We start from the raw sequence: 24950 nt of genomic DNA on the forward strand, positions 1-24950 counted from the left end.
AAAAACCTGTTTTTCAAAGGCTTTTCTTTTTATGTATTGGTGCCCAGGACTGGACTCGAACCAGCACGCCTCGCGGCGCTAGCACCTGAAGCTAGTGCGTCTACCAATTCCGCCACCTGGGCACTTCAGGAAGTGCGCGGTATAGCAACGTGCAAAGTCACTGTCAAACTTGCATTTTCGCTGCGGCTTGCTATGCCATGCACTTCAAAGAGGTTCTCTCATGTCTTCACCGATTGTTACTATTGTCGGCGGCTCAGGGTTTGTTGGCCGCCATACCGTTAAACGGTTTGCGGACGCTGGCTGGCGCGTCAATATTCTATGCCGCGACATTATCGCTGCCGAATTCCTGAAAACCGCAGGAACTGTGGGGCAAATCGTGCTTCAGCGCGTCGATATTACCAAACCTGAAGCCCTAGAAGGCAAATTTGCTGGCTCGGACGTGGTGATTAACCTCGTCAGCATCCTGTATCAATCAGGCAACCAGAAGTTTGAGGCCATTAACGTGAAAGGCGCGCAGCTCATTGCTGAGCATGCTAAAAAGGCAGGCGCCAAGAAATTCATTCAGATCTCGGCGCTTAGCCCTAACCCAGACTCACGCTATGGCCATACCAAACTGGCAGGTGAAGAGGCAGTTCGCGCTAAATTTCCGAATGCGACGATTCTGCGCCCTTCACTTATCATCGGGCCAGAGGACGGATTTTTCCAACGTTTTGGCCGCATGAGCTTGATCGCGCCTGCCCTGCCCCTTATTGCTGGCGGACATACGCGATTCCAACCCGTTACGGTAGAAAATGTAGCCACTGCTATTTTCACAGCCGCCACGAGCGATGTTGCTGGCAAAACCTTCGAGTTGGCAGGCCCCAAAACCTACAGCATGAAGGAATTGTTGAAACTCATGCTCTCGCTGACGGGTCGCAAGAAATGCCTAATCAGCATCCCTGCGCCTATTGCTTCGTTGATGGGCTGGGTGAGTGAACTGCTCCCCCTACCGCCTCAAATCACGCGCGACCAAGTACGGTTATTGAAAACCGATAATGTCGCCAGTGCGGACGCATTGCAGCTCAAAGATTTAGGCATTGCACCAACAGCAATTGAATCTGTACTTCCCACCTTATTAGAGCGTTTCAACGCGAGATAATATGAACGTATTTCTGACAACTATCCTGCGCAGTTTTTATGACTTTGACCTTTACAAAGAGGTTTACGGTCAATGGAAAGGCTGGGCGATGCGTTATACGATTGGCGTGTTTGCACTGCTGCTAGCGATTGGTTTGGTGGCGGGTACGCGCATTCTGCATACGGAATTGGTGCAGGGGCGTGAGGACGGCAAGCCTTCCGTGTTGGAAGACGCGCTGCGCCAAGTTGCTGACCAATGGCCTGAAAGCACCGTGACGGACAATACGCTCAGCACAAGCATTACTGGCCCACACGCGATTATCATTGATGTGGAAATCTTTGGTGAAAGGATTCGTGAAGAGGCCATTACAGTCGATACATCGGGCGCGACAACCTATGCGAATATGACAACGCCGATTTTAATCACAGCTAAAGAAGTGATCGCTAAGGATGATAGTGCCGAGGGTGATAACGAAACTAAAATTCGCCCGCTTGCTGAATTCTTCAACAATATGCCGCAGCCATTCACCATTAACCGCGCAAACGCGAATGGTTTCGTAAGCGATGCCATGGTAGTGATCCATGCGCATATCTGGAAATTCTACCTACTGATGGGCGCCATGACGTGGCTAGTGCTGATGCCTGTTTTTGTTATTATTCGCCTCTTCTTGCTGATACCACTCGCCGTGGCAGGGCTAGTTCTTGCGACCTTTATGAAGCGCTCCTTGAACTATGATGCCAGTGTGCGCGTCCTCGCGATGGTGCTGATTCCGCTTACCATCATCGAAGCGGTGGCGCTGATTGCATTTGGCTCGGGCGTAAGCACATGGATTAAAGTTTTGGTGCCGCTTGGCGTACTCGCGGCACTACTTACAACAGAAACGAAGAAGGATTAATGCACGTTCTCTACCACACACCGCTTTCACCTGCATGCCGTAAAATACGGCTGATGCTGCGTGAAAAAGCCATCAACTTCCAACTCAAGCAGGAAGATGTCTGGCTTCGCCGTGTTGAGTTCTTCGCGCTCAACCCAGCAGGCGAAGTCCCTGTATTGATTGTTGAGAAAGTATTGCAGCCTATCGTCGGTGCTTACGCGATTTGCGAATATCTGGACGAAAAGTTCCCCGAAGTACAATTTTATGGCAACACGCCTGAAGAGCGTGCTGAAGTGCGCCGCATCGTCGAGTGGTTTGATGCAAAGTTCGAGCGCGAAGTAGCGCAGAATATTATCTTTGAGAAAGTCTTTAAGCGTTTACTTGGTTATGGTGAACCTTCCTCCGAAGCCATTCGTGCAGGAAAAAGCAATTTGCGCTTTCACCTCGATTATATCGCACACTTGTTGATGGGGCGTAACTGGCTGGCGGGTGAATATCTGACCATGGCGGATATGACAGCCGCCGCGTATTTGAGCTGCTTGGATTATCTAGGTGAAATTGATTGGGATTATAAGCCCGCCGTAAAAGAATGGTATGTGCTTATCAAATCGCGCCCATCATTCCGCGACTTGCTGGACGACAAAATCCACGGCTTTGCACCACCTGAACATTATAAGGACTTAGATTTTTAACATGAAAAAACGCACCATAGTTTACACCGTTGGTGCAATCGCACTGATGCTTTCCACCCTCGTTGCTTGCGGAGATGTGATGGGAACTTACGAAGAACCACGCTTTGACGTTGTGCGTAGTGAAAAGCCCTTCGAGATACGTGACTATGCACCCGCACTGGTAGCAGAAGCCGTCACCAAAGGCCCGCGCGACGAAGCGATTAGTGAAGGCTTCCGCATTATCGCTGATTTTATTTTCGGTAATAATATCAGCAAAAGCAGCATTGCGATGACAACGCCTGTCTCACAATCTTCCGAGAAAATCGCGATGACGACACCCGTTAGCCAGTCATTCGAAGGTGAGGACAATGTGTGGCGCGTAAGGTTTACCATGCCTTCCAAATATACGTTGGAGAGCTTGCCAAAACCCGTCGATGAGCGCGTTCAAGTCAGCATGACGAAACCGCAGCGTTTTGCGGTGATTCGCTTTTCTGGTCCGACTCGTGACAGCTATTTACTCAAACAACAGGCAAAGCTTGAAGCATGGGTGAAACACGAAAAACTCACCCCTATTAGCCCAGCAAGTTACCACTTTTACAATCCTCCGTGGACAGTGTCTTTCCTGCGCCGCAACGAAGTCTGGATTGAAATCGTTAAGGAATAACCTAGATATCCTTAAAGAGAGGTTTTATGGCTAATGTCGTTATTTACACCACCACTTACTGCCCATACTGCGTGCGCGCGAAAGACTTGCTAAAGCGCAAAGGCCAGACCTACACCGAAATCAACGCCGAGGATGATAAGGTGCGTGAAGAGATGGTGGCGAAGGCTGGTGGCCGTCGCACGGTTCCACAAATTTTCATTGGCGATACGCATGTCGGTGGATTTGATGATCTCTACGCGCTGGACAAAGATGGAAAATTGGACCCGCTACTCGCGGCGTAAAAGCCACAAAGCGATGCTTTCTCAGTAGTATCGGTGAGGATTTTCACCTTTTTGATAACATCACGCAATGCACATCGTTTAGCGTTGCGGCATGTGGTGGATGTATTGGCGTGATGTTTATGAATTAGCAGCGAAGCAGCGCAAAGCGTCGCAGCGCGTTGCGTTTGGCCGTATTGACGCATCGAGCCTCACCCGCGTGGCAACGGGCATTGCCCAGCCTACTATCGCAAAAACGGATGCAAAAGCAGCGCCTGCAAAAGCGCCCGCACCTGTGGTGGATGAACCCTATACGCCCGAAGAGATGGATGATGTGAATTGGTACATCACCCAAATGGATCGTATGGAAGAAAGCCTGCGCAAAGCAGAGCAGCAATTGGAAGAAGCGAATCGTGGCCGTCAGGCATTTCTGTCGAGCATGAGCCATGAGCTGCGCACGCCGCTCAATGCTATCATGGGCTTTTCGGAGATGATGCGTAATCAAATATTTGGCGATGTTGGCCACCCTAATTACCGCGAGTACGTTACGAATATTCATGATTCTGGGCAGCAGCTTTTAAGCAAGGTGAATGACTTGCTAGAAATCGCTTCGCTCGATTCAGGCGGCATGGCGATGAAAGAAGAACCCTTCTCGCTCAATGAATTACTTTCGGAAGTGCGCGAAATCTTCTCGCATGAGGCATTCACGCGCGACATTTCCCTCAAGCTCGATATTCCGCACAGCATTACGCTTCATGCCGATCGCAGACAGCTCTTATGCGCACTTTCAAACTTCCTATCTAACGCCGTGAAACACTCATTGAATGGTGGCGAGATTCACCTCAGCGCCCGCCCGCAAGGTCAAGACGGGTTGGTGATTGCCGTGCGTGACTTCGGTAAAGGTATGCCTGATGAACAGCTCAAAACCATCCGCGCCGCGCTGCAGTCAGATGCGGCGTATTTCAAAGTCGAAGGTAATGGTATTGGCCTTGGGCTTTCTTTGGCGAAGGAACTGATTGCACGTCACCATGGCAAAGTATCGATTGAGTCGATGCGCGGCCAAGGCACAGTCGTTAGCATGTATTTACCTGCCGAGCGCGTCATTACTGGCCTTTCTGCCAAGAAAACCCACTTGCGCATGGTCTAGGCTAGGCCTAAACTTAGGCCATGACCTCACTTCAAGACCGCATTCTCGATGCTGCCCTGCCCGACGTCGCCTTTGACGGCTGGACTGATTCAGTTTTGGAACGCGCTGCGCAGAAGGCAGGACTTCATAAAGCGGATGTTTCGCGCGCCTTCCCAAGCGGTGTATTTGAAGCGCTAGAATATTTCACCCAGCGCGGTGATGCGCGTATGAGCGAAACACTAAAGCGTGATTATAACCTCGCCAGCATGAAAGTGCGTGAGCGCATTACCACCTGCGTGCTGGTGCGCCTCAAACAAAACCTTACCCACCGCGAGGCAGTACGCCGTGGCCTAGCCATGTATGCGCTGCCGTGGCATGCGGCGGCGGGCGTTCGTGCCCTTTACCGCACGATGGACGAAATGTGGCACCTAAGTGGTGATACAGCGACGGATTGGAATCATTATTCCAAACGCATCATCCTCTCCAAAGTCTATATGAGCACGCTTTACGTGTGGCTGAATGATGATTCACCCGACCTTGAGGAAACAGAAGCCTTCCTGCGTCGCCGCATTGATAACGTCATGCAGTTTGAGAAATTCAAAGCCAAAGTGAAAAGCTGGCGAGTTGCTTAATGCCACAACTCTGTTGGCGGGGTTTCCAGCATCAGCTTCTGCGGGCGTAGCCATGTTGGAATCGACTCTGGTGCTTCGAGAATTGCGGCCTCTGGCGTGTTGATAGCATAAAACAGCACCGAACCTGAAATCATCGAAATGCGTCGGAATTTTTGGTTCTTGATAGGCATAATATAGCGCTGCAGCACTTCCATCTGCACATCAATATCCAGTGAACAATCACCATCTTCCTCCAGCACCAAGTCACAGGCGAACATATCTTTCACGCTGGCGTGGTAATTGGCGATTTTGAAATTCTTGCGCAACACACGTAGCTGCGCCAGCTCGCCCACGCGCTGTTCGGGCTTATGCTCGAGGTAATCATTCATGTCTTTAATGGCGCGGTAATTCATACGGCGCTTCAGCCAGACCTGATAATCCTGCGTGGTGACTTTGGTCATTTCTACGCCGAATAGCCCTTCACTACTGCAAATGCTGAAGTCTGGCCCCTCGCCTTGGCGGTGCTTGGTAAAATCAACGGGAAGCTCGAATAACCCGTACGCTTTGAGGATCATGAAATATTGGATGAGGCAGCCAACCTCGATTTTATCTTGGTCGGAGAGTTTGGCGTGAATTAAATCAGAGAAGCAGTCGTCGAGGGCTTGTTCGTCATACACAGAGCGGTAGAACAGCGGCGCGCGCTTCATACGGAACCTTGTCCGCTTGCCATATAGGTGATCTCGTAAGACCTCTAAGACGGGCTGTTACCCTAGTATATAGCAGAAAATTGCTAGATATGCAACGCTCTTGAGTATGCTGCCAGTACTGACTCATGCATCATCTCGCTCAGCGTTGGGTGTGCGTAGACGGTGTGCATGAATTCTGCCTCGGTCAGCTCGTTGGTTTTGCCAAGCACGTAGCCATGAATCAGCTCGGTCACTTCTGCGCCAATCAAATGCGCGCCGAGCAGCTCGCCCGTTTTCGCGTCGAACACGGTTTTGATGAGGCCTTCCGCCTCGCCCAGCGCAACGGCTTTACCGTTACCCATGAACGGGAATTTGCCGACTTTCAGCTCGTAGCCTTTTTCTTTCGCGGCTTTCTCGGTGAGGCCAACGCTTGCCACTTGTGGGCGGCAATAGGTACAGCCTGGAATATTCTCGCGCTTCATTGGGTGCGGATGCAGACCTGCAATCGCTTCCACGCAAATCACGCCCTCGTGTGACGCTTTATGTGCAAGCCATGGTGCGCCCGCTACGTCACCAATCGCGTAGACGCCAGACTCATGCGTGCGGCAGAATTCGTCGATGATGATGTTACCGCGCTCCAGCTTTACCTTTGTGCCTTCAAGGCCGAGGTTCTCGGTGTTCGCCACAATTCCCACCGCCATGATGACGCGATCAACGGTGATGTCTTCCTTTTTGCCATCCTTACCTTCGATGGTCACGGTCACGTTATCCTTGCCTTTTTTCAGGCCTTTTACGTTCGCGCCGGTACGGAATTTCATGCCTTCCGCTTCCATCATCTTCTGCGCCATTTTGGAGATTTCCTCGTCCTCCACTGGCATGATGCGGTCTTGCACCTCGACAACCGTTACATCAGCGCCGAGGGTTTTATAGAAGCTCGCGAACTCGATGCCGATTGCGCCAGAGCCCACCACTACTAGTGATTTTGGCATCACGTCTGGCACCATGGCTTCGCGGTAGGTCCAGACCAGTTTGCCGTCTGGCTCCAACCCTGGAATCACACGCGCACGTGCGCCCGTTGCGATGATGATGTGTTTCGCTTCGATATCCGCCACTTTTTTGTCGCCGTTCTTCACGCTTACTTTGCCACGGCCAGCCAATGCGCCCGAACCTTCGAACACGGTGACTTTGTGTTTCTTCATCAAGAAGCCGATACCTTTATTCATGGTCGATGACACTTCGCGCGAACGCGCCACGATTTTTTGCAAGTCAAAGCTGATGCCTTTCACACTCAGACCATAGGCTTCAGCATGCTGCATATTGTGATAGATTTCCGACGAGCGCAGCAATGCTTTGGTTGGGATACATCCCCAGTTGAGACAAATACCGCCGAGCTTATCGCGCTCGACCACTGCGGCTTTCATGCCAAGCTGTGACGCGCGTATCGCCGCGACATAACCACCTGGGCCACCACCAATTACCACCACATCGAATTGCTCACTCATAGTCACTCCTAAAACTGGTCAGGGTCAATCTGACGTTTTTTCATTTCCTCAACCTGCGACGACTGCTTGCCGAAGGCCTCGAACTGCGTGGCTGCAGGCTTTATCACCACATCACCCAATTCTTTTTCAATTTTCTTCTTCACTATGTAGCCTTCATCACTCGAACTCTTCACGAACCCTTGTCGCTCACAGTTCGGGCATTGCTTACTGTTGCCGCCTACACGTCGCCAGATGGTGTAGAATGGTGCAATCGGAGTAAACACCGTCCACATCATAATCTCAACGCCGCGCGTACCGCGCACTTGTCGTTTGGCTTCCCCCTCATATCCGCAATGCTTGCAGATAAAGAGTGCCATTAGACAAACATTAGCACGGGTTGTTCAATGTAGCGCTTCAACGCTTGCAGATATTGCGCGCCCAGCGCACCATCCACCGCGCGGTGATCAACTGACAAGGTCAAGCTCATCACGTTCACAGCAACGACTGAACCTTCACGCACGCGCACCACTTCTTCGCCAGCGCCAACCGCCAAGATACAGGCTTGGGGTGGATTGATGATGGCTTGGAATGTCTTGATGCCATACATGCCAAGGTTCGAGACTGAGAAACCGCCGCCTTGGAATTCTTCGGGCTTCAGTTTGTTGTCGCGCGCACGCTTGGCGAGATCTTTCATTTCCGCCGAAATTTGTGGCAAGGATTTCTGATCCGCATTGCGAATAATTGGGGTAATCAAGCCGCCATCAGTCGCCACGGCCACCGAGATATCGACGTTCTGATACTGCACAATCGCGTCATCATACCAGCTTACGTTGCAAGCAGGCATGTCGCGCAGCGCGAGCGCTGATGCGCGAATCACCATGTCATTCACCGAAAGCTTGTAAGCAGGCTTGCCGTCTTTGCTTTGTGCGGTTGCATGGTCGTTAAGCTGTTGGCGTGCTTCGAGCAACGCGTCGATTTCCACTTCTACCGTGAGATAGAAATGCGGAACGGTTTGTTTCGATTCTTGCAAACGCTTGGCAATCACCTTGCGCATGTTGTTGTTCGGAATCTGCACGAATTCCGTTGGGTTGCGAACGATTTTACCGCCGCCGCCACTTACGGCGCTATCCACGTCGATTTTGGTGACGCGACCATGCGGGCCCGTACCAATCACGTTGGAGAGATTAATGCCGCGCTGTTTTGCAATGCGTTTCGCGAGCGGTGAAGCAACCACACGCTCACCCGTATTGCGTTGTGCCACCACAGGCGCTGCAGGTGCGCGTGGCGCAAGCACAGGTGCCGATGGTGCAGCAGTAGGAGCTGCCGTTGGTGCTGCAGAAGCTGGCGCTGCCGCCGCCTTTGGTTCTTCTTTTTTGGGAGCTGCTTTTGGCTTCCAAGCATCAAGTGCTTTCTTGTCTTCGCCGTCTTCCAGCAAAAGTGCAATGACATCATTCACCTTTACGCCTTCAGTGCCTGCCGCAATCACGATTTTTCCAATCGTGCCCTCGTCCACGGCTTCTACTTCCATGGTCGCCTTGTCGGTTTCGATTTCGGCAATCACATCACCAGCTTTTACCTTATCACCTTCTTTTTTATTCCACTTAGCGAGGTTACCCTCGGTCATGGTGGGTGAAAGTGCGGGCATTAAAATTTCAATTGGCATGATCAGTTCCTTCTTACTTCAATTCATAGACGACGGTGACTGTCGCATTTAGTTGTTGCTCGCCTGCAGGTGGCGCTACGGATTCTGCAGCGTCCATTGCAATGCCGCCCTTAGCCATGGCCATCATTGGCATGGGGTAGCGTGCAAATTGTGGCGTGCCGTTCTCAATAATCTGGTGGACGCGCGCCAGCTCGGCACCTGCGGCGGTTGCCATACGTAGTGCCTTCGATTTTGCATTGGCAATCGCTTCAATCATGATGTCGTCACGAATCGCGTCGGGATTGGAAATGGTGTAGTAAAGATTAAGCAGATTGCCCCACTCTGTATTCGCGCCTTGCTCGAAACCTGCACCAGTGATTTGGTCCATCAAATCGGCGAGCTTGGTGGTATCCGTGATTGTGACATCCACATTCGTCTGCACGCGGTAGCCTTTGAAAAGGCGTGTGCTCTGGCCCGTCGTTGGGTTGCTCTCGTAGGTGTAAATAGGCTGGGTATTAGATGAGTCAGTGCGCAATTTATTCTCAGGGATACCTGCACCACGCGCAATGGCTATCAGCTTATTGAGTTTGGCATCATGTGCTTTTTTAGCGTCCGCCAATTTCATTTCTTGCGCATTGAGATTTACTTGAAGATGCGCCTCATCAGGAACAATTTTACGTTCCGCCTGCCCTGTCACGCTAATGGCGCGAACGGGCGATAATTCCTGTGCGTTAGCGGTGGTGGTAGCAAGCAAGGCAGCGACGGCGAACACTACATGTCTCATAACGTCTCCTATGCGGCAAAAGCGGTTGGGTTAATTAATTCACGTGCGGCCACGACCACATCTTCGGTCGAAGGAAGCGCGAGTTTTTCAAGGTTCGCCGCGTATGGCAATGGCACGTCCTTACCCGTGACGCGCACCATCGGTGCATCCAGATCGTCGAACAGTTCTTCCATGGCAATCGCAGCGATTTCAGAACCGATACCCGCAACTGGCCAACCTTCTTCCACCGAAATCAGGCGGTGGGTTTTACGAACAGAGTCGATGATGGTTTGTTTGTCGAGTGGGCGCAGGGTACGCAAATCGATGACTTCTGCGCTGATGCCTTCGGCAGCTAAACGCTCAGCAGCTTCGAGTGCATATTTCACGCAGATGGAGAAAGCGACGATAGTCACGTCCTTACCTTGGCGCTTCACGGCTGCCTTGCCGATGGGCACGAGATGCTCGCCCTCTGGCACTTCAAATTGCCAGCCATAGGTGATTTCGTTTTCCAAGAAGATAACGGGGTTCGGGTCACGAATCGCCGATTTCAGCAAGCCTTTTGCATCGGCTGCGTCATAAGGCGCTACCACTTTGAGTCCCGGGCAATGCGCATACCAGCTTGCGTAACACTGCGAGTGCTGTGCGGCCACGCGTGACGCTGCACCGTTAGGCCCACGGAACACGATTGGCGATTTCACCTGACCACCCGACATATAAAGTGTCTTAGCGGCAGAGTTGATGATTTGGTCAATCGCTTGCATGCCGAAATTCCATGTCATGAATTCGACTACAGGCTTAAGGCCCATGAACGCCGCACCAACAGCGAGGCCAGCAAAACCGTGCTCGGTAATGGGTGTATCGACCACGCGCTTATCACCAAATTCCGCGAGCAAACCCTGCGTTACTTTGTAGGCGCCCTGATATTCGGCGACTTCTTCGCCCATCACGAATACGTCTTTGTCGCGGCGCATTTCTTCGGCCATCGCATCACGCAGTGCATCTCTTACTGTTGTCATGACCATGGCGTTACTCCTTACTCAACACGTCTGTCCAAAGCTCGGTGGCATCCGGCTCTGGTGATTCTTTGGCGAACTCAGCAGCGTCATTCACGATGGCTTTCACCTCGTCTTCGATTTTTTTGAAGTCGGCTTCGCTGGCGATTTTGTTTTTGCTCAAATATTCGCGGAAATTATTAAGCGCATCGCGCTGCTCTTTATATTTTTCGACTTCTTCTTTCGTGCGATATTTTGCGGGGTCGGACATGGAATGGCCGCGATAGCGATAGGTTTTCACTTCCATCAAATAGGGGCCCTTGCCGCTGCGCACGTGCTCGATGACTTTCTTTGCTGCTGCGTAAACTTCCAGCACGTCCATCCCATTTACTTTGATGCCTGGAATACCGAAGGCTTCACCGCGCTTATAAAGCTCGGTATCGGCTGCGTGGCGCTGGGTGCTCGTACCCATCGCGTATTCGTTGTTCTCGATGATGTAGATGACTGGCAAATTCCAAAGCGACGCCATGTTGAATGACTCATAGACTTGGCCTTGGTTACTTGCGCCGTCACCGAAATAGGTGAAGGTAATATCCTTTGTGCCTCTGTATTTTTGCGCGAAGGCCATGCCTGTACCAAGCGGCACGTTCGCGCCGACGATGCCGTGACCGCCGAAGAAATTCTTCTCGACGGAGAACATGTGCATTGACCCGCCCTTACCTTTCGAGAAGCCACCGATGCGGCCTGTCAGCTCGGCCATAATGCCGCGTGGTTCCATACCACAGGCAATCATGTGCGCGTGGTCGCGGTACGTGGTGACGACGGCGTCGGTTGGTTTTGCAGCGCCCTGAATACCCGTTACGACTGCCTCTTGGCCGATATAGAGATGGCAGAAGCCACCAATCAGCCCCATACCGTAAAGCTGGCCGGCCTTCTCTTCGAAGCGGCGGATGAGCAGCATCTCGCGATACATGGCGATGAGTTTTTCTTTTGGAAGCGACACTTTGTCTGACTTCGTTACCGAAGCAGGTGCTTTCTTAGGTGCAAGTTTCGCCTGCTTCTTGGGAGCAGCTTTCACCATTTTCTTTGCTTTTGCGGCAATGGGTTTTGCTTTCTTTTTAGCGGCAGCTTTAGCCATGATTTTTCCTCATTTTGTGCAAGAGTTGCCCTTGTAGCGAGTTGCACGCGAATCTCAAGCAAATTCATAGGGATTTCATGGCGTTATAGTGCAGCGCAGCAATTAGCGATTTAGCCGCGAGTCAATCAGTTGTTGCACGATATCTGGATCCAGCAGTGTGGTGGTGTCCCCCAGATTTCCATAATCATTCTCGGCGATTTTGCGCAAAATGCGGCGCATGATCTTACCGGAACGGGTTTTGGGTAAGCCTGGCGTAACGTGAATAAAGTCTGGCACCGCCAGCCCACCGATCTGTTTGCGTACCCACTGCTTTAACTCGGCGTTCAACGCATCGCTCGCTTCCAGACCCGCATTCAGCGTGACATAGGCGTAAATACCCTGCCCCTTAATATCATGCGGATAGCCAACCACTGCCGCTTCGCTCACCTGCGCATGTGCTACAAGTGCAGACTCGATCTCTGCGGTGCCAAGGCGATGGCCGCTCACATTAATCACGTCATCGACGCGGCCTGTTATCCAGTAATAGCCATCGGCGTCGCGCTTACAGCCGTCGGACGTGAAGTAGTTGCCTTTTACGGTGCTGAAATAGGTTTCGATGAAGCGTTTATGGTCGCCGTAAATCGTACGTGCTTGACCCGGCCATGAATCGGCAACGCATAACATGCCTTCGCATTCACCTTCGAGTAACGCTCCCTGCGCATCATAGACCACGGGTTTCACGCCGAAGAACGGCAAGGTTGCGGAACCGGGCTTCATGTCCGTCACACCGGGCAGTGGTGTTATCATGTGGCCGCCCGTTTCGGTTTGCCACCATGTATCCATAATCGGTGCGCGTTTTTCGCCGACCACATCGTAATACCATAACCATGCGGCAGGGTTGATGGGTTCGCCGACACTTCCCATGATTTTAAGCGTCGCACGGCTCGTGCATTTCACAAAAGAATCGCCCAAGCGTTCAAGCGCGCGAATGGCCGTAGGCGCAGTGTAAAACTTCGTGACCTTATGCTTATCGACCACTTGCCACATGCGTGATGCATCGGGATAGGTAGGCACGCCCTCGAACATCAGCGTTGTGGAACCGTTGGCCAGTGGGCCGTAAACAATATAGCTATGGCCTGTCACCCAACCCACATCGGCGGTGCACCAATAGACATCCTCTTCCACGATATCGAAGACGTATTTGTGCGTGGTGGCGGCGAACACCATATAACCCGCCGTGGTGTGCAGCAGGCCTTTGGGCTTGCCGGTAGAGCCAGAGGTGTAGAGAATAAACAATGGATCTTCCGCATCCATTGGTTCAGGCGAGCAATCCGTGGTTTGGTGTGGCACTACCGCCTCCCACAACACATCACGCGGGGCGTTTATGGGCACGGCAGTTTCCGTGACCTTCAGCACCAACACGTGGCGCACATTCAAACCATCAATCGCCGCATCGACATTTGTTTTGAGGGGTACAGCCTTGCCACCACGACGGCCTTCATTGGCGGTAATTACAAAATCACTCTGGCAATCTTCGATGCGGCTACGAATCGAATCGGGCGAGAAGCCCCCAAATATTACCGAATGCACCGCGCCGATGCGCGCGCAGGCCAGCATGGCATAGGCCGCCTCAGGCACCATGGGCATATAAATGGTGACGCGATCGCCCTTTTTCACGCCTAGCGATTTCATGGCGTTGGCGAGTTTGCACACCTCAGCGTGTAGCTCGTTATAGGTTATTGTTTTACTCTGTGTTGGGTCGTCACCTTCCCACAGAATCGCGGTTTTGTTGCCGCGTGTTGCCAAGTGCCTGTCGATGCAATTGGCCGTAATATTCAGCTTACCGCCTTCGAACCATTTGATGCTTACATCACCCGCGAAATTGGTGTTTTTGACTTTCGAGAAGGGCTTTACCCATTCGAATTCTCGGCCGATATCGCCCCAAAAGCCCTCAGGGTCGCGCACGGATTGCTCATACATCTGCGCATATTTTTCTTTGGTGAGATGAACGCCTTTGCTTGCGGGAATCAGTTGTGTCATAAGCGCCTTCTATGCCGAGATATAAATTAACGATTGAGTATGATGGCACAGCCTATTCGGGTTGGCAAATCCAAGAAAATACGCCCACCATTCAAGGCGCGCTACAGGCGGCTTTGAGCCATTTTTATGATAGACCCATCGAAGCGCAATGTAGCGGGCGAACCGATGCGGGGGTACATGCCAAAGGCCAAATCGCCCATATCGACGCACCGGATGAGCGCGACCCGTATGCGATTGCCAAGGGCATCAATGCCATTCTCATCCCGCAACCTATCGTCGTGAAAACTGCCGAGCTGGTGCATGACGACTTCCATGCGCGGTTCGACGCTAAGCGCAGGCATTATGAATATCGCATTATCAATCGCCCCTCGCGCGCGGCGCTGGATATTAATCGTGCGTGGGATATTTTTCGCCCGTTGAATATTGATGCGATGCGCGAAGCAGCGCAGTTTCTAATCGGCAAGCATGATTTTAACAGCTTCCGCTCCAGCGAATGCCAGTCGCAATTCTCCGTCAAAACGTTGGATACATTAGAAATCGAGAAAGACGGCGAGAATGTCTTTATTCGCTGCTCGGCACAGTCATTCTTGCATAATCAGGTGCGCATTATGGTGGGCACACTCGCCTATGTGGGAGTTGGCAAACTGCACGTCGCCGATGTTGAAAAAATCCGCGATGCCAAAGACCGCCGCGCCGCCGCCGTCACCGCACCTGCTTGCGGATTGTATTTCATGAAGGTTGAGTATTAGGCGAAGTAAAGTTCCAGCATACGCTGATAGACTTTGGCGAGGCCTTCGAGGGTTTTGACTTCCACCCGCTCATCGACCATGTGGGCGGTGCGGCCAGTGGTGCCGAACTCCACGACAGAGCAATAGTCTTTAATGAAACGCGCATCTGACGTGCCACCTGTTGTTGAAAGCACGGGCGTTTTGCCCGTTATTTCTTCTACCGCCTGCACGACAACATCCGTCAATGCTTTGTGTTCGGTGTGGAATGCCTCACCCGTCACGCGTTTGATGATTTCAAATTCACCGAAAGCGGCGCATTGTTTACGCACCCAGTCTTCCACCGATTGCGAGCTGTGCGTGTCGTTGAAACGCACGTTGAATTTTGCAGAGACATTCGCGGGAATCACATTGTAGGTCGTATTGCCGACATCAATACTGACAATCTCCAGATTACTTGGCTGGAAATATTCGGTGCCCTTATCTAGCGGCGTATTTTCAAGCGCCTGAAGCATATTCAGCATACGCGGAATGGGGTTATCGGCACGGTCTGGGTAGGCCACGTGGCCTTGTTTGCCGCGCACCGTGAGGGTGAAGCTCACACTGCCACGGCGGCCAATTTTCACCATTTCGCCAAGCACATCAGGGTTCGTGGGCTCACCCACCACACATACATCCAGCTTCTCGCCCTTCTCTTCCAGCCACTTCAGCATTTTCTTCGTGCCGTTAATGGCAAAGCCTTCTTCGTCTTGCGTAATCAGCAGCGAGATGGAGCCTTTGGGGTTCGGGTTTTTCTTCATGAAATTTGCTGCACCAATCATGAATGCCGCGATAGCACCTTTCATGTCCTCCGCACCACGACCAATCAATTCGCCGTCTTTCACTTCGGGGTGGAATGGTGGCGTTGTCCACGCCGCTTCATCACCCACGGGCACGACATCGGTATGGCCAGCAAAACAGAAATTCGGCGCAGATGTGCCATAACGCAGATAAAGGTTCTCGACAGAATCCGTACCGTCTTCGTGGAAGGTATGGCGCATGACCTTAAAGCCCAACGGCTTTAAATATTCTTCAATCACCTCATACACGCCAGCCGTATGCGGCGTAACAGATGGGCACGCAATGAGCGCCTTGGTGAGTTCAACGACGTCACGCACGCAGAAGCTCGTTGATGCTGGTTTTGCTGCGGGTCTTCTCATCCACACGCTTCACGATAATCGCTGCAGCGAGATGTGGGTCAGCAGGTGTTTTGCCAGGCAAGGTGCCGGGCACAACCACCGAATAGGCAGGCACGCGGCCATAGGTGATTTCACCCGTTGCGCGGTCAACAATTTTGGTCGAAGCGCCCAAGAATACGCCCATCGAAATAACCGAACCTTCTTCGACGATGACACCTTCAGCGACTTCGCTACGCGCACCGATGAAGCAATTGTCCTCGATGATAACGGGGTTTGCTTGTAGTGGCTCCAGCACGCCGCCAATGCCAACGCCGCCGCTGATATGGCAATGCTTACCAATCTGTGCGCAGCTACCAATCGTTACCCATGTATCGACCATGGTGCCCTCGCCTACATAGGCACCGATATTGATGAAGCTCGGCATGAGCACGACGTTTTTATCGACGAATGCGCCACGGCGCACCACCGAACCCGGAACGGCACGGAAGCCTGCGGACTCAAACTGAATCTCGCTCCATGCGCTGGTTTTCAGGGGCACTTTGTCCCAGTGGCCATTGCCCATTAATTCATTGGCGTTGAGGCGGAAGCTGAGCAAAATCGCCTGCTTCACCCATTGGTGCACCTGCCACACGCCATTGACCTTTTCTGCCACGCGCAGCTCGCCCGAATCGACGGATTTCAAGACCTTCTCGACTGCGTCGCGCACGTCGCCGCCCGTATTGGTGTTGATCTCAGCGCGCTTTTCCCACGCGGTTTCAATAACAGACTGTATCTTGGCGTTCATTATCCTATCCTTGTGCTTGGTCTTTCTTGGCTCTATATAGCCTCCAGCGAGGTTTACAATGTTTATTCAAACGGAAGCAACACCAAATCCCAACACCATGAAATTCCTGCCTGGGCAGGACGTTCTGGGCGACAAAACGGCGTTTTTCACCAATCGTGAAAATGCAGCGACATCGCCATTAGCTTCGGCGCTGTTTGTATTGGCCGATATTCGCGCAGTTTTTTATGGCTCGGATTTCGTGACCGTGACTAAAACGGAAGCGTCGTCGTGGGATGTGTTGAAGCCACAGATTTTGACCACGATGGTGGAGCATTACCAATCCGGCAACCCACTGATGGTGGAAGTGAAAGAAAAAGCTAAAAGCGACATCACCTATTCGGCAGACGAGCAAGAGATTGTCGAGCAAATCAAGGAACTGATCGAAACACGCGTGCGCCCCGCCGTTGCACAAGATGGTGGCGATATCGTGTTCCATTCGTTCAAAGAAGGTATCGTGCACCTCGAAATGCATGGCGCGTGCTCGGGCTGCCCAAGCTCAACGGCCACGCTGAAAAACGGCATCGAGAACATGCTGAAACATTATATTCCCGAAGTGATTGCAGTAGAGCCCGTTGCTTAGGCGTTGATGTCGAGGAGAGCTTGGTCGAGTTCTTGTTGAACTTTTAGAACCTTAAGGTTCGCCTTATAGGTATAGGTTGAGAGGTTCTGCTCAATCGCTTCTTCTTCCAGCGATACGCCTTCGCTCTCAACATTCACCACATCGGTACGCACGCCACCTTCCACCACCGAAGACTGCACCACGCGCTGTGATGTAAAATTCGGCGTGGTCGCATTTGCCGTGTTATGAGCGCTCACCGACAAGCGGCGCTCCGCAGCGTTCAAACCCGTCAGTGCAATTTTCGATGCGTCAATCATGCATACCCCATTGGTCTATGCTTATAGCATATCAGGGGATATTTAACAAAGATTGAATAATAGAATGGATTTGAAGGGTATTTTATCTATCTGGGCATGACTAAATTGCCAGCCTGCGCATCGCTATATAGCTCGTAATTACGGCTGTTAAACAATTGATAATGCCACCATTCATTGCGGTAGAAGTCATAGCCTGCGGTCGTCATGATGCCCATGAGCAATAGGCGGTTTTTCTGCGCCTCGGCTGAGATTTCCATGTTTCCATGGTGGGATAGTGGCGTGAAGGCGTCAAACGCCGTACCCATGTCGAGCTCCACGCCGTCCTTGGTCAAATTCAAATCAATCGCCGTACCACGTGAATGGGGAGAACCTTTGTTAGGGTCGGCCAGAAAACTTGGGTCAGGCGTATGGTTCCAGAGTTTCCACTGTGCCTCGGTGGGGCGATACGCGTCGAACACAATAAATCCCAAACCTTGTGCCTTCGCCAATGCAATAGCCACTTTCAATTTCTCGGCAGCTTCAGGGTGCAGTAGGCACTTTGCGTCGGCGCGGTAAACGGGTTCGCCTGTAAAATTATCTGACGTAGCGTAACGCAAATCAATTTTTACGCCGTATTCTTTCTCGGTAATCTCAACGAGCATCGGCCAAGGTCTTTGCATGTTGGGTTTGAACCATCACCTGACACGCACCGCTAAGTGCCTTGCGGTCTTCGAAATCTTCCAGCAATTGCGGTGGGTGAAAATGCATCGTCGCGGTGATGGACTGGTAGCCCATCAACCGCAAGAAATGGCCAAAAAACGTCGCCTCCCCTACCCATGCCACGTGGTCACGCAGCGTGTCGGGAATGAGTTGGTCATTGATGTGCGTGTAGCTGATGGTCACAGGCTGCACGGGCAGATTATAATTTTCAGCCAAGCTAAAGAAGCCGCTTTTGAATGGCTTCACATTGAGGCCATCATTCGTAGTACCTTCAGGGAAAATACACACCACTTTGCCCATATCGAGCTTTTCGAGCATCTCTTCGCGCGCCTCTTGCATTTGGCTGGGCTTACGCTCCACGAATACGCAATCGGCTAGCACGGCCATAAAACCAATGACAGGCCAAGAACGGATTTCACGTTTGGGAGTGAAAGAAACAGGCAGCTTGCTGCCTATGATAAATATATCTGCATAGCTTGCGTGATTGGCTACCAACAAAAGCGGACGCTTGGTTGACAGCTCGCCCACCACTTTTACTTTTAGTGAAAGAATACTTACGACACCTTTGAGATGCATATGCACCAACCAACGGCGAATCGACTGGCTACGCAGCAACCACATCACAAATACGGGGATAAGCCAGAAAATGGTCCATACAAAAAGGAGTGTCGCACGCAGTATGATACGCAACTTATACGGTGATTGGATTTCTTTCACTTACGCCCCGGCCTGATATTTGTTGGCGTATTTTTCACCGATACTATCCATACGCACCACGATGGATACGTCAGTTGTGTTGAATGCGTAATCGACTACGGCACCGTCACCAATATACCCGCCAAGACGAAGATAGCCTTTGATAAGCGTTGGCAGTTGATTGAGCGCACTGCGCGGATCAATCGCCTCTTTCGCCATGAGATTGATGTTGGTGTAATACTGGTCAAGTGCGCGCGGACGAATATCCTCTGGCGCGAGATGAAAATGATGCAGGTACGCCAGTGCAAGCTGGTGGGCTTTAGGGTCCGTACCCGCAAAACTTGCACAACCGAATAATAGCTTAACATCTTTTGCTGTTACGAACGCGCCAATACCCTTCCATAGCAACTGAATGACGGGGCGAGTACGATAGGGAATTTCCACGCAGCTACGCCCAAGCTCCATAATTTCGCCCTGATGGTCGATCAGCTTGTCGATATTATATTCGCCTTGCGTGTAAAAATTACCGATCTGCTTCATGTTAGTGCGCGTCAGTAGGCGGTATGTTCCCACGATTTTCTCGTCACCACTGCGCGAATTATCCAGCACTAGCACATGGTGGCAGGCCGGATCGTATTGATCGAAGTCACGCTTTTGTGTGCGCACTTCTTGATTGGCACTCGCACCCATTTCTTCGCAGAACACGCGATAACGCAAGCGCTGCGCAGCATGAACTTCTGCTTCACTTTCAGCAAGACGCACCACAAGGTTACCTTGCACAATGGGTTCAAAGACAGGGTCAAAGGTCATAGATTATTTGCTTTCCAGTGGTACGCAGTAAAGCTCCAAGCGGTGATCTACCAGCTTGTAGCCCAGCTCTTTTGCTATGCGTACCTGTAGTTTCTCGATTTCTTCATTGCTGAACTCAATCACCTGCCCTGATTTCAAATCAATCAGGTGGTCGTGATGTTCTTCCGACATTTCTTCGTAACGTGAGCGACCATCACCAAAATCATGGCGCTCGATAATTCCTGATTCTTCCAGCAGCTTCACCGTGCGGTAAACGGTGGCAATACTGATATTCGCGTCCAATTTCACGGCGCGTTGATAGAGCAGCTCAACATCGGGGTGGTCATGAGAATCGCTAAGCGCACGCGCAATAGTGCGGCGTTGACCTGTCATTTTCAGGCCTTTTTCGATACATTTCTTCTCAAGATTTGAAGGCATGGCGCGCAGTCTAGTCATGAACAGCGTTAAGGCAAGCAAAACACTCAATTTATTCCGCTATGCAGCATCCAAGCCGATATCCACAGCGCGTACAGAATGCGTGAGGCGGCCTACCGATATCACATCCACCCCTGTTTTGGCGATGGCTTGAACCGTTTCGAGCGATACATTGCCCGATGCCTCGGTCATTACATTCTTTGGCTTAGCAATCGCGACTGCCTTGCTTAAGGTTGCATTATCCATGTTATCGAGCAGCACAATATCAGCACCGGCGGCTACGGCTTCTTCCACTTGTTTGAGCGTGTCGCACTCTACTTCCACACGACTTGAAAATGGTACGTTCTGTTTTGCTGTTTTGACGGCAGCTTCGACGCTACCCGCAATGGCGAGGTGGTTATCTTTGATGAGCACCGCGTCGTAAAGTCCCATACGGTGATTATGGCCACCGCCGCAGCGCACGGCATATTTCTGTAACTCGCGCCAGCCTGGTAATGTCTTACGCGTATCGACAATCTTTGCACCTGTTCCCGCCACCGCATTCACATAAGCGCGTGTAATGAGTGCGATACCTGAAAGATGCTGCAAGATATTAAGCGCCACGCGCTCACCCGCTAGAATGGCGCGCACTGGCCCTTCAATCGTGGCGATGGTTGCGCCTGCTTCAATCAAGTCACCTTCAGCAACTTTAAGCTCAACTTTACAGCGCTCATCGAGCAAGCTGAAAAGCATGGGCACGAAAATGCTGCCTGCCACGACTAAGTCTTCACGGGCACGAAAACCATAGTTTCCAGAGGCTTGCTCAGGGATAACCACCGCACTGGTGATATCGCCACTGCCGATATCTTCTTGCAATGCACTCATCAAAAATGCCTGAATATCGAATGTCCGTTGCATCTGCCCCTCATGAATACTATTTGATGGTCAGTAGTGATACGTGAGAAAACCATGGCTGCCAATAGCTATCCTGTCATCCACCACGCGTTTGATGTGCTGATTATCGGCTCGGGCGGCGCTGGCTTGCGTGCGGCAATTGCCGCAAGCACTGGCAATCTGCGTGTTGCTGTTGTTTCTAAAGTACAGCCGCAACGCAGCCATACCATGGCGGCGCAGGGCGGCATTTCGGCGGCATTAGGTAATCGCGGCACAGATGACTGGCGTTGGCATATGTATGATACGGTGCGCGGTTCTGACTGGCTCGGCGACCAAGATGCCATTGCCCGCTTATGCGAAAAAGCGCCCGAGGCAATTCGCGAATTGGCAGATTGGGGCGTTCCTTTCACGCGTGATGAAAATGGCAATATCTATCAACGCCCTTATGGTGGACAAACAGTGGAATATGGCAAAGGTCCTGCTTATCGCGCGTGCGCGGCGGAAGACCGCACAGGCCAAGCCATCATGCAAACGCTGATTCACAAGGCTAAATCTCAACCTGTTACCTTCTTTAGCGAATTTTTTGCGCTCGATCTATTGATGGAAAACGGCGTTTGTCAGGGCATTGTTGCATGGGATATGGCTACGGGCACGTTCCATGCGTTCCAAGCACAGCTTACTATCTTGGCGACTGGTGGTTATGGGCAGGTCTATAACTCGACCACCGCAGCACATACCTGCACAGGTGATGGCAATGCGATGGTCTTGCGCGCAGGCCTGCCTTTGATGGATATGGAATTCGTGCAGTTCCACCCTACGGGGCTTTACGGCACAGGCATTCTGATTACCGAAGGCGCGCGCGGCGAAGGCGCATTCCTTGTGAATGCGAATGGCGAACGCTTCATGAATCGCTACGCTCCGCAAACGAAAGACCTCGCTAGCCGCGACGTCATTGCACGCTCCATGCTGCGTGAGATTCAAGAAGGGCGAGGATGTGGCACGAAACGTGACCATCTACATATCGACATGCGACATCTGAGCGAAGAGACATGGGAAACGAAATTACCCTATATTGATTCGCTAGTGAAAATGGTGCTCAAGCTCGACCCGCGCAAAGACCTGATACCCGTTGTTCCAACCGTGCATTACACGATGGGCGGCATTCCGACTAATGTTGAAAATCAGGTGATGAATGCGCAAGGCGAGCGCGTAAAAGGCTTAATGGCAATTGGTGAAGCTGCGTGTAATTCGATTCATGGCGCGAATCGCTTAGGCTGTAATTCCCTGCTCGACTTAATGGTGTTCGGCAAGGATGCGGGCGTGTGGGCGAATGAGCACCTTACCCCCGGCGCAGCACTGCCAACTCTTAAAAAAACAACGATCGACGCCGCGCTAAAATGGTTCGATAGCATCATCACTATGAATGGGCATTTACCTGCCAGCTCCATGCGCAAACAAATTCAAGAAACCATGAGCACATGCGCTCCTATTTTCCGCACTGAAGATATTATGGTGGTGGGCGCAAAGCAGCTACAGACCCTAGCACAGCGTTGCCACGAATCGCTCGGACTCAAGGATAAATCCCTTGTGTGGAATAACGAGTTGGTCGGCGCGCTTGAAACGAAAAATCTGTTACTGCAAGCGATTGCAACTATGCGCGCAGCGCTGGAGCGCAAGGAAAGTCGCGGCGCGCATTACCGCGAAGATTACCCTGCGCGTGATGATGTGCACTGGCTAAAGCATAGTTTAGTGGGCGTTGAGGTAAAAGGCGCTTCGCATTACAATACGCGCGAGGTGCGCAAGCCCGAAACCCCTGAAGCACCTTATTTCGAGCCAGAGGCGAGAGTGTATTAAAAACAGGAGTACGATTGCATGTTCAGAATTCTGGTGCTTGTGTGCCTTATTAGTTTTAGTTCGCAATCTTTTGCAGGAAGTGATGTGCAGCTTACAAAAATTATGCAGTTAGCAAGGGATATTCTCCCTAATGCAAAATTATCAGATGGCTCGTTTGTCCCACCAGAAACTGACGAAGAAAAGAAATCTCCCGTGATTCCTCCTGAAGATGCTAAAAGAGTAACTATTGCTGGTGCAAATACAGGCATAGCGGAGTGGTGCGGATTAGATTGGCAAAACCTTAGCTATCTGAAATTTATGAAACAGGAGCGCGCTAAACTGATTTGGAGTGACAAACAAATGGCGTATATTGGCTTACTTCATGGAATCATGCAGGGAGCAACATCAGATATGATGGCTAAGGAAAAGGGCGCATGCCCGCCAGAATTGGCTAAACAAGCCAAAGAGAAATTATTGGTTATGTATCCCAATAGTTAGGCTTAAACACTCATCTCCAACATCCTTAATAACGGCTTTTTCGCGGCCGTAATTTGCGCCGCCGTCATTTCGAGGGATGGCGACTTATCGCGCATGCAGGCATAGAGTTTTTCGATCGTATTCATCTTCATAAACTCACAGGTATTACATGCCACGCACGCGCCACCATCGAGCGCCGAGGGAACGGGGTAAAATTTACTACCCTGCGCGTTCTTTTCCATTTGATGGATGATACCCGCCTCGGTCATCACCAGAAATTCTTCGCCTATGCGCGCCTGTGTGAATTTGAGTAGCGCCGAAGTGGAGCCAATAAAATCGGCGTGATTGAGCAATGCCTCAGGGCACTCTGGGTGTGCAATCACATGCGCTTTGGGGTGATGAGTCTTGAGCTTGATGAGCTCACGCTCCGAAAAGCGCTCATGCACCATGCAACTTCCGTCCCACAGCACCATGTTGCGGCCTGTTTTTTTATTGAGATAGCTGCCGAGGAACTTATCTGGCGCGAAGATGATTTTCTGATCCTTCGGCAGTTGATTGATGATTTTCTCAGCATTGCTGGATGTCACGATGATATCGCTCAGCGCTTTAATTTCAGCAGAGCAGTTAATATAGGTGACAACAATATGGTCGGGGTATTTGGCCTTGAACGCTGCGAATCTGTCTGGTGGACATGAAATCTCGAGCGAGCAGCCTGCTTTCAAATCTGGCAACAACACCAGCTTGTCGGGGTTGAGGATTTTCGCGCCCTCTGCCATGAATTTTACGCCACAAAATACAATCACGTCCGCCGTGGTTTTTTGTGCTTCTTGTGCAAGCTGAAGCGAATCGCCAATGAAATCGGCGATGTCTTGAATATCATCTTCCTGATAGTAATGCGCCAGAATCACCGCATTCATTTCGGTTTTGAGGCGCTTTATCTCTGCTTCATAGTCCATGAGGGATACATAACGTCTTTTATTTAAGGTTCAATCACCATCACGCTGTTTTGGTCACAGAAACGTAGTATTTCCAACATTGCGTCACGCTCGATGGCTACGCAGCCTTCCGTTCCGCGCCAGTCGGGCTGCGCGAGATGCCAGAAAATCGCACTGCCATTGCCTGCAATAATCGGGTCGTCATTATAGCCTAAGGGCACGATGAGGTCATAGGCATGGTCGTCGCGCCAGAGTTTCTCATGGCTTGCATCAAAGGGCAGCTTTACGGGTTTATTGTAAAGCTCGTGCTTAGGATCATCGCACCAGCCATCATTGGGCGAAAGCGCGATAAGCGGCAACTGCGTAAGGGGTGGCGGGCTTATACGGTCGGGTCGGTAATAGCAGGCACGCAGCGCAAACCGCCCGATGGGGGTAGCCAAATCCCCTTCCCGCTTATGGCTGGTAAGCCCGCTACGGCCAACAGCAGCGCGGGTTTTACGCCCATCTGCCGTTAGTGTTTTTCCATCGCATAAAAGCTGCATAATACTTGAAACCCCTGCATTTCTGCCG

29 protein-coding genes and 1 tRNA gene are annotated in these 24950 nt (G+C 51.5%); 11 read left to right on the forward strand and 19 right to left on the reverse strand.

Translation table 11 applies throughout. From position 1 onward, the window contains the following. Nucleotides 1-37: 37 nt before the first annotated feature. Nucleotides 38-122, reverse strand: a tRNA-Leu gene (locus J0M34_03355). Nucleotides 123-220: 98 nt separating this feature from the next. On the opposite strand from J0M34_03355, the gene J0M34_03360 reads away from it, so the two are divergent. From J0M34_03360 to J0M34_03390, 7 genes are all read left to right on the forward strand, one after another. Continuing rightward, nucleotides 221-1138: a complex I NDUFA9 subunit family protein gene (locus tag J0M34_03360; protein ID MBN8543282.1), complete on the forward strand. Its 918-nt coding sequence runs from the start codon at nt 221-223 to the stop codon at nt 1136-1138. 1 nt (nt 1139) lies between these two features. After that, complete coding sequence (locus tag J0M34_03365) at nt 1140-2012, forward strand: DUF1189 family protein (protein ID MBN8543283.1); 873 nt, start codon at nt 1140-1142, stop codon at nt 2010-2012. Further along, nucleotides 2012-2683, forward strand: coding sequence for a glutathione S-transferase family protein (locus J0M34_03370; protein MBN8543284.1), 672 nt, complete (start codon nt 2012-2014; stop codon nt 2681-2683). The genes J0M34_03365 and J0M34_03370 overlap by 1 nt, the downstream gene beginning before the upstream one ends. A 1-nt stretch (nt 2684) precedes the next feature. Then, nucleotides 2685-3326, forward strand: coding sequence for a heme-binding protein (locus J0M34_03375; GenBank protein ID MBN8543285.1), 642 nt, complete (start codon nt 2685-2687; stop codon nt 3324-3326). A 26-nt stretch (nt 3327-3352) separates the two neighbouring features. Next, nucleotides 3353-3607, forward strand: coding sequence for a glutaredoxin 3 (grxC, locus tag J0M34_03380; GenBank protein ID MBN8543286.1), 255 nt, complete (start codon nt 3353-3355; stop codon nt 3605-3607). Nucleotides 3608-3698: 91 nt separating this feature from the next. Continuing rightward, entirely contained in the window at nt 3699-4730 is a 1032-nt protein-coding gene (locus J0M34_03385; protein MBN8543287.1) for a HAMP domain-containing histidine kinase, read from the forward strand. Between the two features lie 20 nt (nt 4731-4750). Beyond that, the gene (locus J0M34_03390) at nt 4751-5341 is read left to right on the forward strand and encodes a COQ9 family protein (protein MBN8543288.1); all 591 of its coding nucleotides are present in this window, start codon (nt 4751-4753) and stop codon (nt 5339-5341) included. Here J0M34_03390 and J0M34_03395 read toward each other — a convergent pair. From J0M34_03395 to acs, 8 genes are all read right to left on the reverse strand, one after another. Next, nucleotides 5338-6027 carry a hypothetical protein gene (locus J0M34_03395; GenBank protein MBN8543289.1) on the reverse strand — a complete coding sequence of 230 codons (690 nt, stop codon included), beginning with the start codon at nt 6025-6027 and terminating at the stop codon, nt 5338-5340. The two genes, J0M34_03390 and J0M34_03395, sit on opposite strands and share 4 nt — an antisense overlap. Before the next feature lie 83 nt (nt 6028-6110). Continuing rightward, a complete protein-coding gene (lpdA, locus tag J0M34_03400) occupies nt 6111-7508 on the reverse strand; it encodes a dihydrolipoyl dehydrogenase (GenBank protein ID MBN8543290.1) in 1398 nt (465 codons plus the stop codon). Nucleotides 7509-7516: 8 nt separating this feature from the next. Further along, nucleotides 7517-7864, reverse strand: coding sequence for a hypothetical protein (locus J0M34_03405; GenBank protein ID MBN8543291.1), 348 nt, complete (start codon nt 7862-7864; stop codon nt 7517-7519). Continuing rightward, nucleotides 7864-9150 (reverse strand): pyruvate dehydrogenase complex dihydrolipoamide acetyltransferase, encoded by a 1287-nt coding sequence (locus J0M34_03410; GenBank protein MBN8543292.1) that lies wholly within the window; start codon nt 9148-9150, stop codon nt 7864-7866. The genes J0M34_03405 and J0M34_03410 overlap by 1 nt, the downstream gene beginning before the upstream one ends. Before the next feature lie 13 nt (nt 9151-9163). Next, nucleotides 9164-9913, reverse strand: coding sequence for an SIMPL domain-containing protein (locus J0M34_03415; protein MBN8543293.1), 750 nt, complete (start codon nt 9911-9913; stop codon nt 9164-9166). Nucleotides 9914-9921: 8 nt separating this feature from the next. After that, a complete protein-coding gene (locus tag J0M34_03420; protein ID MBN8543294.1) occupies nt 9922-10908 on the reverse strand; it encodes a pyruvate dehydrogenase complex E1 component subunit beta in 987 nt (328 codons plus the stop codon). 10 nt (nt 10909-10918) lie between these two features. Beyond that, nucleotides 10919-11965: a pyruvate dehydrogenase (acetyl-transferring) E1 component subunit alpha gene (pdhA, locus tag J0M34_03425; protein MBN8543295.1), complete on the reverse strand. Its 1047-nt coding sequence runs from the start codon at nt 11963-11965 to the stop codon at nt 10919-10921. A gap of 159 nt (nt 11966-12124) precedes the next feature. Next, nucleotides 12125-14041 (reverse strand): acetate--CoA ligase, encoded by a 1917-nt coding sequence (acs, locus tag J0M34_03430; GenBank protein ID MBN8543296.1) that lies wholly within the window; start codon nt 14039-14041, stop codon nt 12125-12127. 11 nt (nt 14042-14052) lie between these two features. Here acs and truA point away from each other — a divergent pair, with 11 nt between their 5' ends. After that, on the forward strand, nt 14053-14790 hold the full coding sequence (gene truA / locus J0M34_03435) for a tRNA pseudouridine(38-40) synthase TruA (protein MBN8543297.1): 738 nt from the start codon (nt 14053-14055) through the stop codon (nt 14788-14790). On the opposite strand, the gene dapE is transcribed toward truA, so the two are convergent. Beyond that, complete coding sequence (gene dapE / locus J0M34_03440; GenBank protein MBN8543298.1) at nt 14787-15965, reverse strand: succinyl-diaminopimelate desuccinylase; 1179 nt, start codon at nt 15963-15965, stop codon at nt 14787-14789. The genes truA and dapE overlap by 4 nt on opposite strands. Further along, nucleotides 15916-16728 (reverse strand): 2,3,4,5-tetrahydropyridine-2,6-dicarboxylate N-succinyltransferase, encoded by an 813-nt coding sequence (gene dapD / locus J0M34_03445; protein MBN8543299.1) that lies wholly within the window; start codon nt 16726-16728, stop codon nt 15916-15918. The genes dapE and dapD overlap by 50 nt, the downstream gene beginning before the upstream one ends. Nucleotides 16729-16786: 58 nt before the next feature. Between dapD and J0M34_03450 the strand changes: the two genes are divergently transcribed. Next, the gene (locus tag J0M34_03450) at nt 16787-17347 is read left to right on the forward strand and encodes a NifU family protein (protein ID MBN8543300.1); all 561 of its coding nucleotides are present in this window, start codon (nt 16787-16789) and stop codon (nt 17345-17347) included. Here the strand turns inward: J0M34_03450 and J0M34_03455 are convergent. From J0M34_03455 to nadC, 6 genes are all read right to left on the reverse strand, one after another. After that, nucleotides 17344-17643 carry a flagellar basal body rod protein gene (locus J0M34_03455; GenBank protein ID MBN8543301.1) on the reverse strand — a complete coding sequence of 100 codons (300 nt, stop codon included), beginning with the start codon at nt 17641-17643 and terminating at the stop codon, nt 17344-17346. The genes J0M34_03450 and J0M34_03455 overlap by 4 nt on opposite strands. An 86-nt stretch (nt 17644-17729) precedes the next feature. After that, entirely contained in the window at nt 17730-18284 is a 555-nt protein-coding gene (gene ddpX, locus J0M34_03460) for a D-alanyl-D-alanine dipeptidase (GenBank protein MBN8543302.1), read from the reverse strand. Beyond that, nucleotides 18274-19059: a 1-acyl-sn-glycerol-3-phosphate acyltransferase gene (locus J0M34_03465; protein ID MBN8543303.1), complete on the reverse strand. Its 786-nt coding sequence runs from the start codon at nt 19057-19059 to the stop codon at nt 18274-18276. The genes ddpX and J0M34_03465 overlap by 11 nt, the downstream gene beginning before the upstream one ends. Beyond that, nucleotides 19060-19848: a GNAT family N-acetyltransferase gene (locus tag J0M34_03470; protein MBN8543304.1), complete on the reverse strand. Its 789-nt coding sequence runs from the start codon at nt 19846-19848 to the stop codon at nt 19060-19062. A 3-nt stretch (nt 19849-19851) separates the two neighbouring features. Next, nucleotides 19852-20283, reverse strand: a complete 432-nt coding sequence (locus J0M34_03475; protein MBN8543305.1) for a transcriptional repressor — start codon at nt 20281-20283, stop codon at nt 19852-19854. Between the two features lie 39 nt (nt 20284-20322). Next, nucleotides 20323-21159, reverse strand: coding sequence for a carboxylating nicotinate-nucleotide diphosphorylase (nadC, locus tag J0M34_03480; protein MBN8543306.1), 837 nt, complete (start codon nt 21157-21159; stop codon nt 20323-20325). Between the two features lie 51 nt (nt 21160-21210). Between nadC and sdhA the strand changes: the two genes are divergently transcribed. Further along, complete coding sequence (sdhA, locus tag J0M34_03485) at nt 21211-22989, forward strand: succinate dehydrogenase flavoprotein subunit (protein MBN8543307.1); 1779 nt, start codon at nt 21211-21213, stop codon at nt 22987-22989. 18 nt (nt 22990-23007) lie between these two features. After that, nucleotides 23008-23466, forward strand: coding sequence for a hypothetical protein (locus J0M34_03490; protein ID MBN8543308.1), 459 nt, complete (start codon nt 23008-23010; stop codon nt 23464-23466). Between the two features lie 2 nt (nt 23467-23468). On the opposite strand, the gene nadA is transcribed toward J0M34_03490, so the two are convergent. Together nadA and J0M34_03500 are read right to left on the reverse strand one after the other, a co-directional pair. Further along, nucleotides 23469-24401, reverse strand: a complete 933-nt coding sequence (gene nadA / locus J0M34_03495; protein MBN8543309.1) for a quinolinate synthase NadA — start codon at nt 24399-24401, stop codon at nt 23469-23471. A gap of 23 nt (nt 24402-24424) precedes the next feature. Next, nucleotides 24425-24922: a L,D-transpeptidase family protein gene (locus J0M34_03500; GenBank protein ID MBN8543310.1), complete on the reverse strand. Its 498-nt coding sequence runs from the start codon at nt 24920-24922 to the stop codon at nt 24425-24427. Nucleotides 24923-24950 lie beyond the last annotated feature (28 nt).

This window comes from Alphaproteobacteria bacterium, assembly GCA_017302575.1.
Taxonomy (GTDB): domain Bacteria; phylum Pseudomonadota; class Alphaproteobacteria; order Rickettsiales; family UBA3002; genus JAFLDD01.

What these genes read in the sequence shown, in the direction of transcription:
- J0M34_03455 (MBN8543301.1), bottom strand. Translation starts at nt 17,643, where the DNA reads ATGATTGACGCATCGAAAATTGCACTGACGGGTTTGAACGCTGCGGAG.
- nadA (MBN8543309.1), bottom strand. Translation starts at nt 24,401, where the DNA reads ATGGACTATGAAGCAGAGATAAAGCGCCTCAAAACCGAAATGAATGCG.
- J0M34_03420 (MBN8543294.1), bottom strand. Translation starts at nt 10,908, where the DNA reads ATGACAACAGTAAGAGATGCACTGCGTGATGCGATGGCCGAAGAAATG.
- dapE (MBN8543298.1), bottom strand. Translation starts at nt 15,965, where the DNA reads ATGAGAAGACCCGCAGCAAAACCAGCATCAACGAGCTTCTGCGTGCGT.
- J0M34_03490 (MBN8543308.1), top strand. Translation starts at nt 23,008, where the DNA reads ATGTTCAGAATTCTGGTGCTTGTGTGCCTTATTAGTTTTAGTTCGCAA.
- J0M34_03475 (MBN8543305.1), bottom strand. Translation starts at nt 20,283, where the DNA reads ATGACTAGACTGCGCGCCATGCCTTCAAATCTTGAGAAGAAATGTATC.
- J0M34_03500 (MBN8543310.1), bottom strand. Translation starts at nt 24,922, where the DNA reads ATGCAGCTTTTATGCGATGGAAAAACACTAACGGCAGATGGGCGTAAA.
- J0M34_03450 (MBN8543300.1), top strand. Translation starts at nt 16,787, where the DNA reads ATGTTTATTCAAACGGAAGCAACACCAAATCCCAACACCATGAAATTC.
- J0M34_03370 (MBN8543284.1), top strand. Translation starts at nt 2,012, where the DNA reads ATGCACGTTCTCTACCACACACCGCTTTCACCTGCATGCCGTAAAATA.
- J0M34_03410 (MBN8543292.1), bottom strand. Translation starts at nt 9,150, where the DNA reads ATGCCAATTGAAATTTTAATGCCCGCACTTTCACCCACCATGACCGAG.
- sdhA (MBN8543307.1), top strand. Translation starts at nt 21,211, where the DNA reads ATGGCTGCCAATAGCTATCCTGTCATCCACCACGCGTTTGATGTGCTG.
- J0M34_03415 (MBN8543293.1), bottom strand. Translation starts at nt 9,913, where the DNA reads ATGAGACATGTAGTGTTCGCCGTCGCTGCCTTGCTTGCTACCACCACC.
- J0M34_03470 (MBN8543304.1), bottom strand. Translation starts at nt 19,848, where the DNA reads ATGACCTTTGACCCTGTCTTTGAACCCATTGTGCAAGGTAACCTTGTG.
- acs (MBN8543296.1), bottom strand. Translation starts at nt 14,041, where the DNA reads ATGACACAACTGATTCCCGCAAGCAAAGGCGTTCATCTCACCAAAGAA.
- J0M34_03365 (MBN8543283.1), top strand. Translation starts at nt 1,140, where the DNA reads ATGAACGTATTTCTGACAACTATCCTGCGCAGTTTTTATGACTTTGAC.
- ddpX (MBN8543302.1), bottom strand. Translation starts at nt 18,284, where the DNA reads ATGCTCGTTGAGATTACCGAGAAAGAATACGGCGTAAAAATTGATTTG.
- J0M34_03405 (MBN8543291.1), bottom strand. Translation starts at nt 7,864, where the DNA reads ATGGCACTCTTTATCTGCAAGCATTGCGGATATGAGGGGGAAGCCAAA.
- J0M34_03375 (MBN8543285.1), top strand. Translation starts at nt 2,685, where the DNA reads ATGAAAAAACGCACCATAGTTTACACCGTTGGTGCAATCGCACTGATG.
- dapD (MBN8543299.1), bottom strand. Translation starts at nt 16,728, where the DNA reads ATGAACGCCAAGATACAGTCTGTTATTGAAACCGCGTGGGAAAAGCGC.
- J0M34_03360 (MBN8543282.1), top strand. Translation starts at nt 221, where the DNA reads ATGTCTTCACCGATTGTTACTATTGTCGGCGGCTCAGGGTTTGTTGGC.
- grxC (MBN8543286.1), top strand. Translation starts at nt 3,353, where the DNA reads ATGGCTAATGTCGTTATTTACACCACCACTTACTGCCCATACTGCGTG.
- J0M34_03395 (MBN8543289.1), bottom strand. Translation starts at nt 6,027, where the DNA reads ATGAAGCGCGCGCCGCTGTTCTACCGCTCTGTGTATGACGAACAAGCC.
- pdhA (MBN8543295.1), bottom strand. Translation starts at nt 11,965, where the DNA reads ATGGTGAAAGCTGCTCCCAAGAAGCAGGCGAAACTTGCACCTAAGAAA.
- lpdA (MBN8543290.1), bottom strand. Translation starts at nt 7,508, where the DNA reads ATGAGTGAGCAATTCGATGTGGTGGTAATTGGTGGTGGCCCAGGTGGT.
- J0M34_03390 (MBN8543288.1), top strand. Translation starts at nt 4,751, where the DNA reads ATGACCTCACTTCAAGACCGCATTCTCGATGCTGCCCTGCCCGACGTC.
- truA (MBN8543297.1), top strand. Translation starts at nt 14,053, where the DNA reads ATGCCGAGATATAAATTAACGATTGAGTATGATGGCACAGCCTATTCG.
- nadC (MBN8543306.1), bottom strand. Translation starts at nt 21,159, where the DNA reads ATGCAACGGACATTCGATATTCAGGCATTTTTGATGAGTGCATTGCAA.
- J0M34_03385 (MBN8543287.1), top strand. Translation starts at nt 3,699, where the DNA reads ATGTGGTGGATGTATTGGCGTGATGTTTATGAATTAGCAGCGAAGCAG.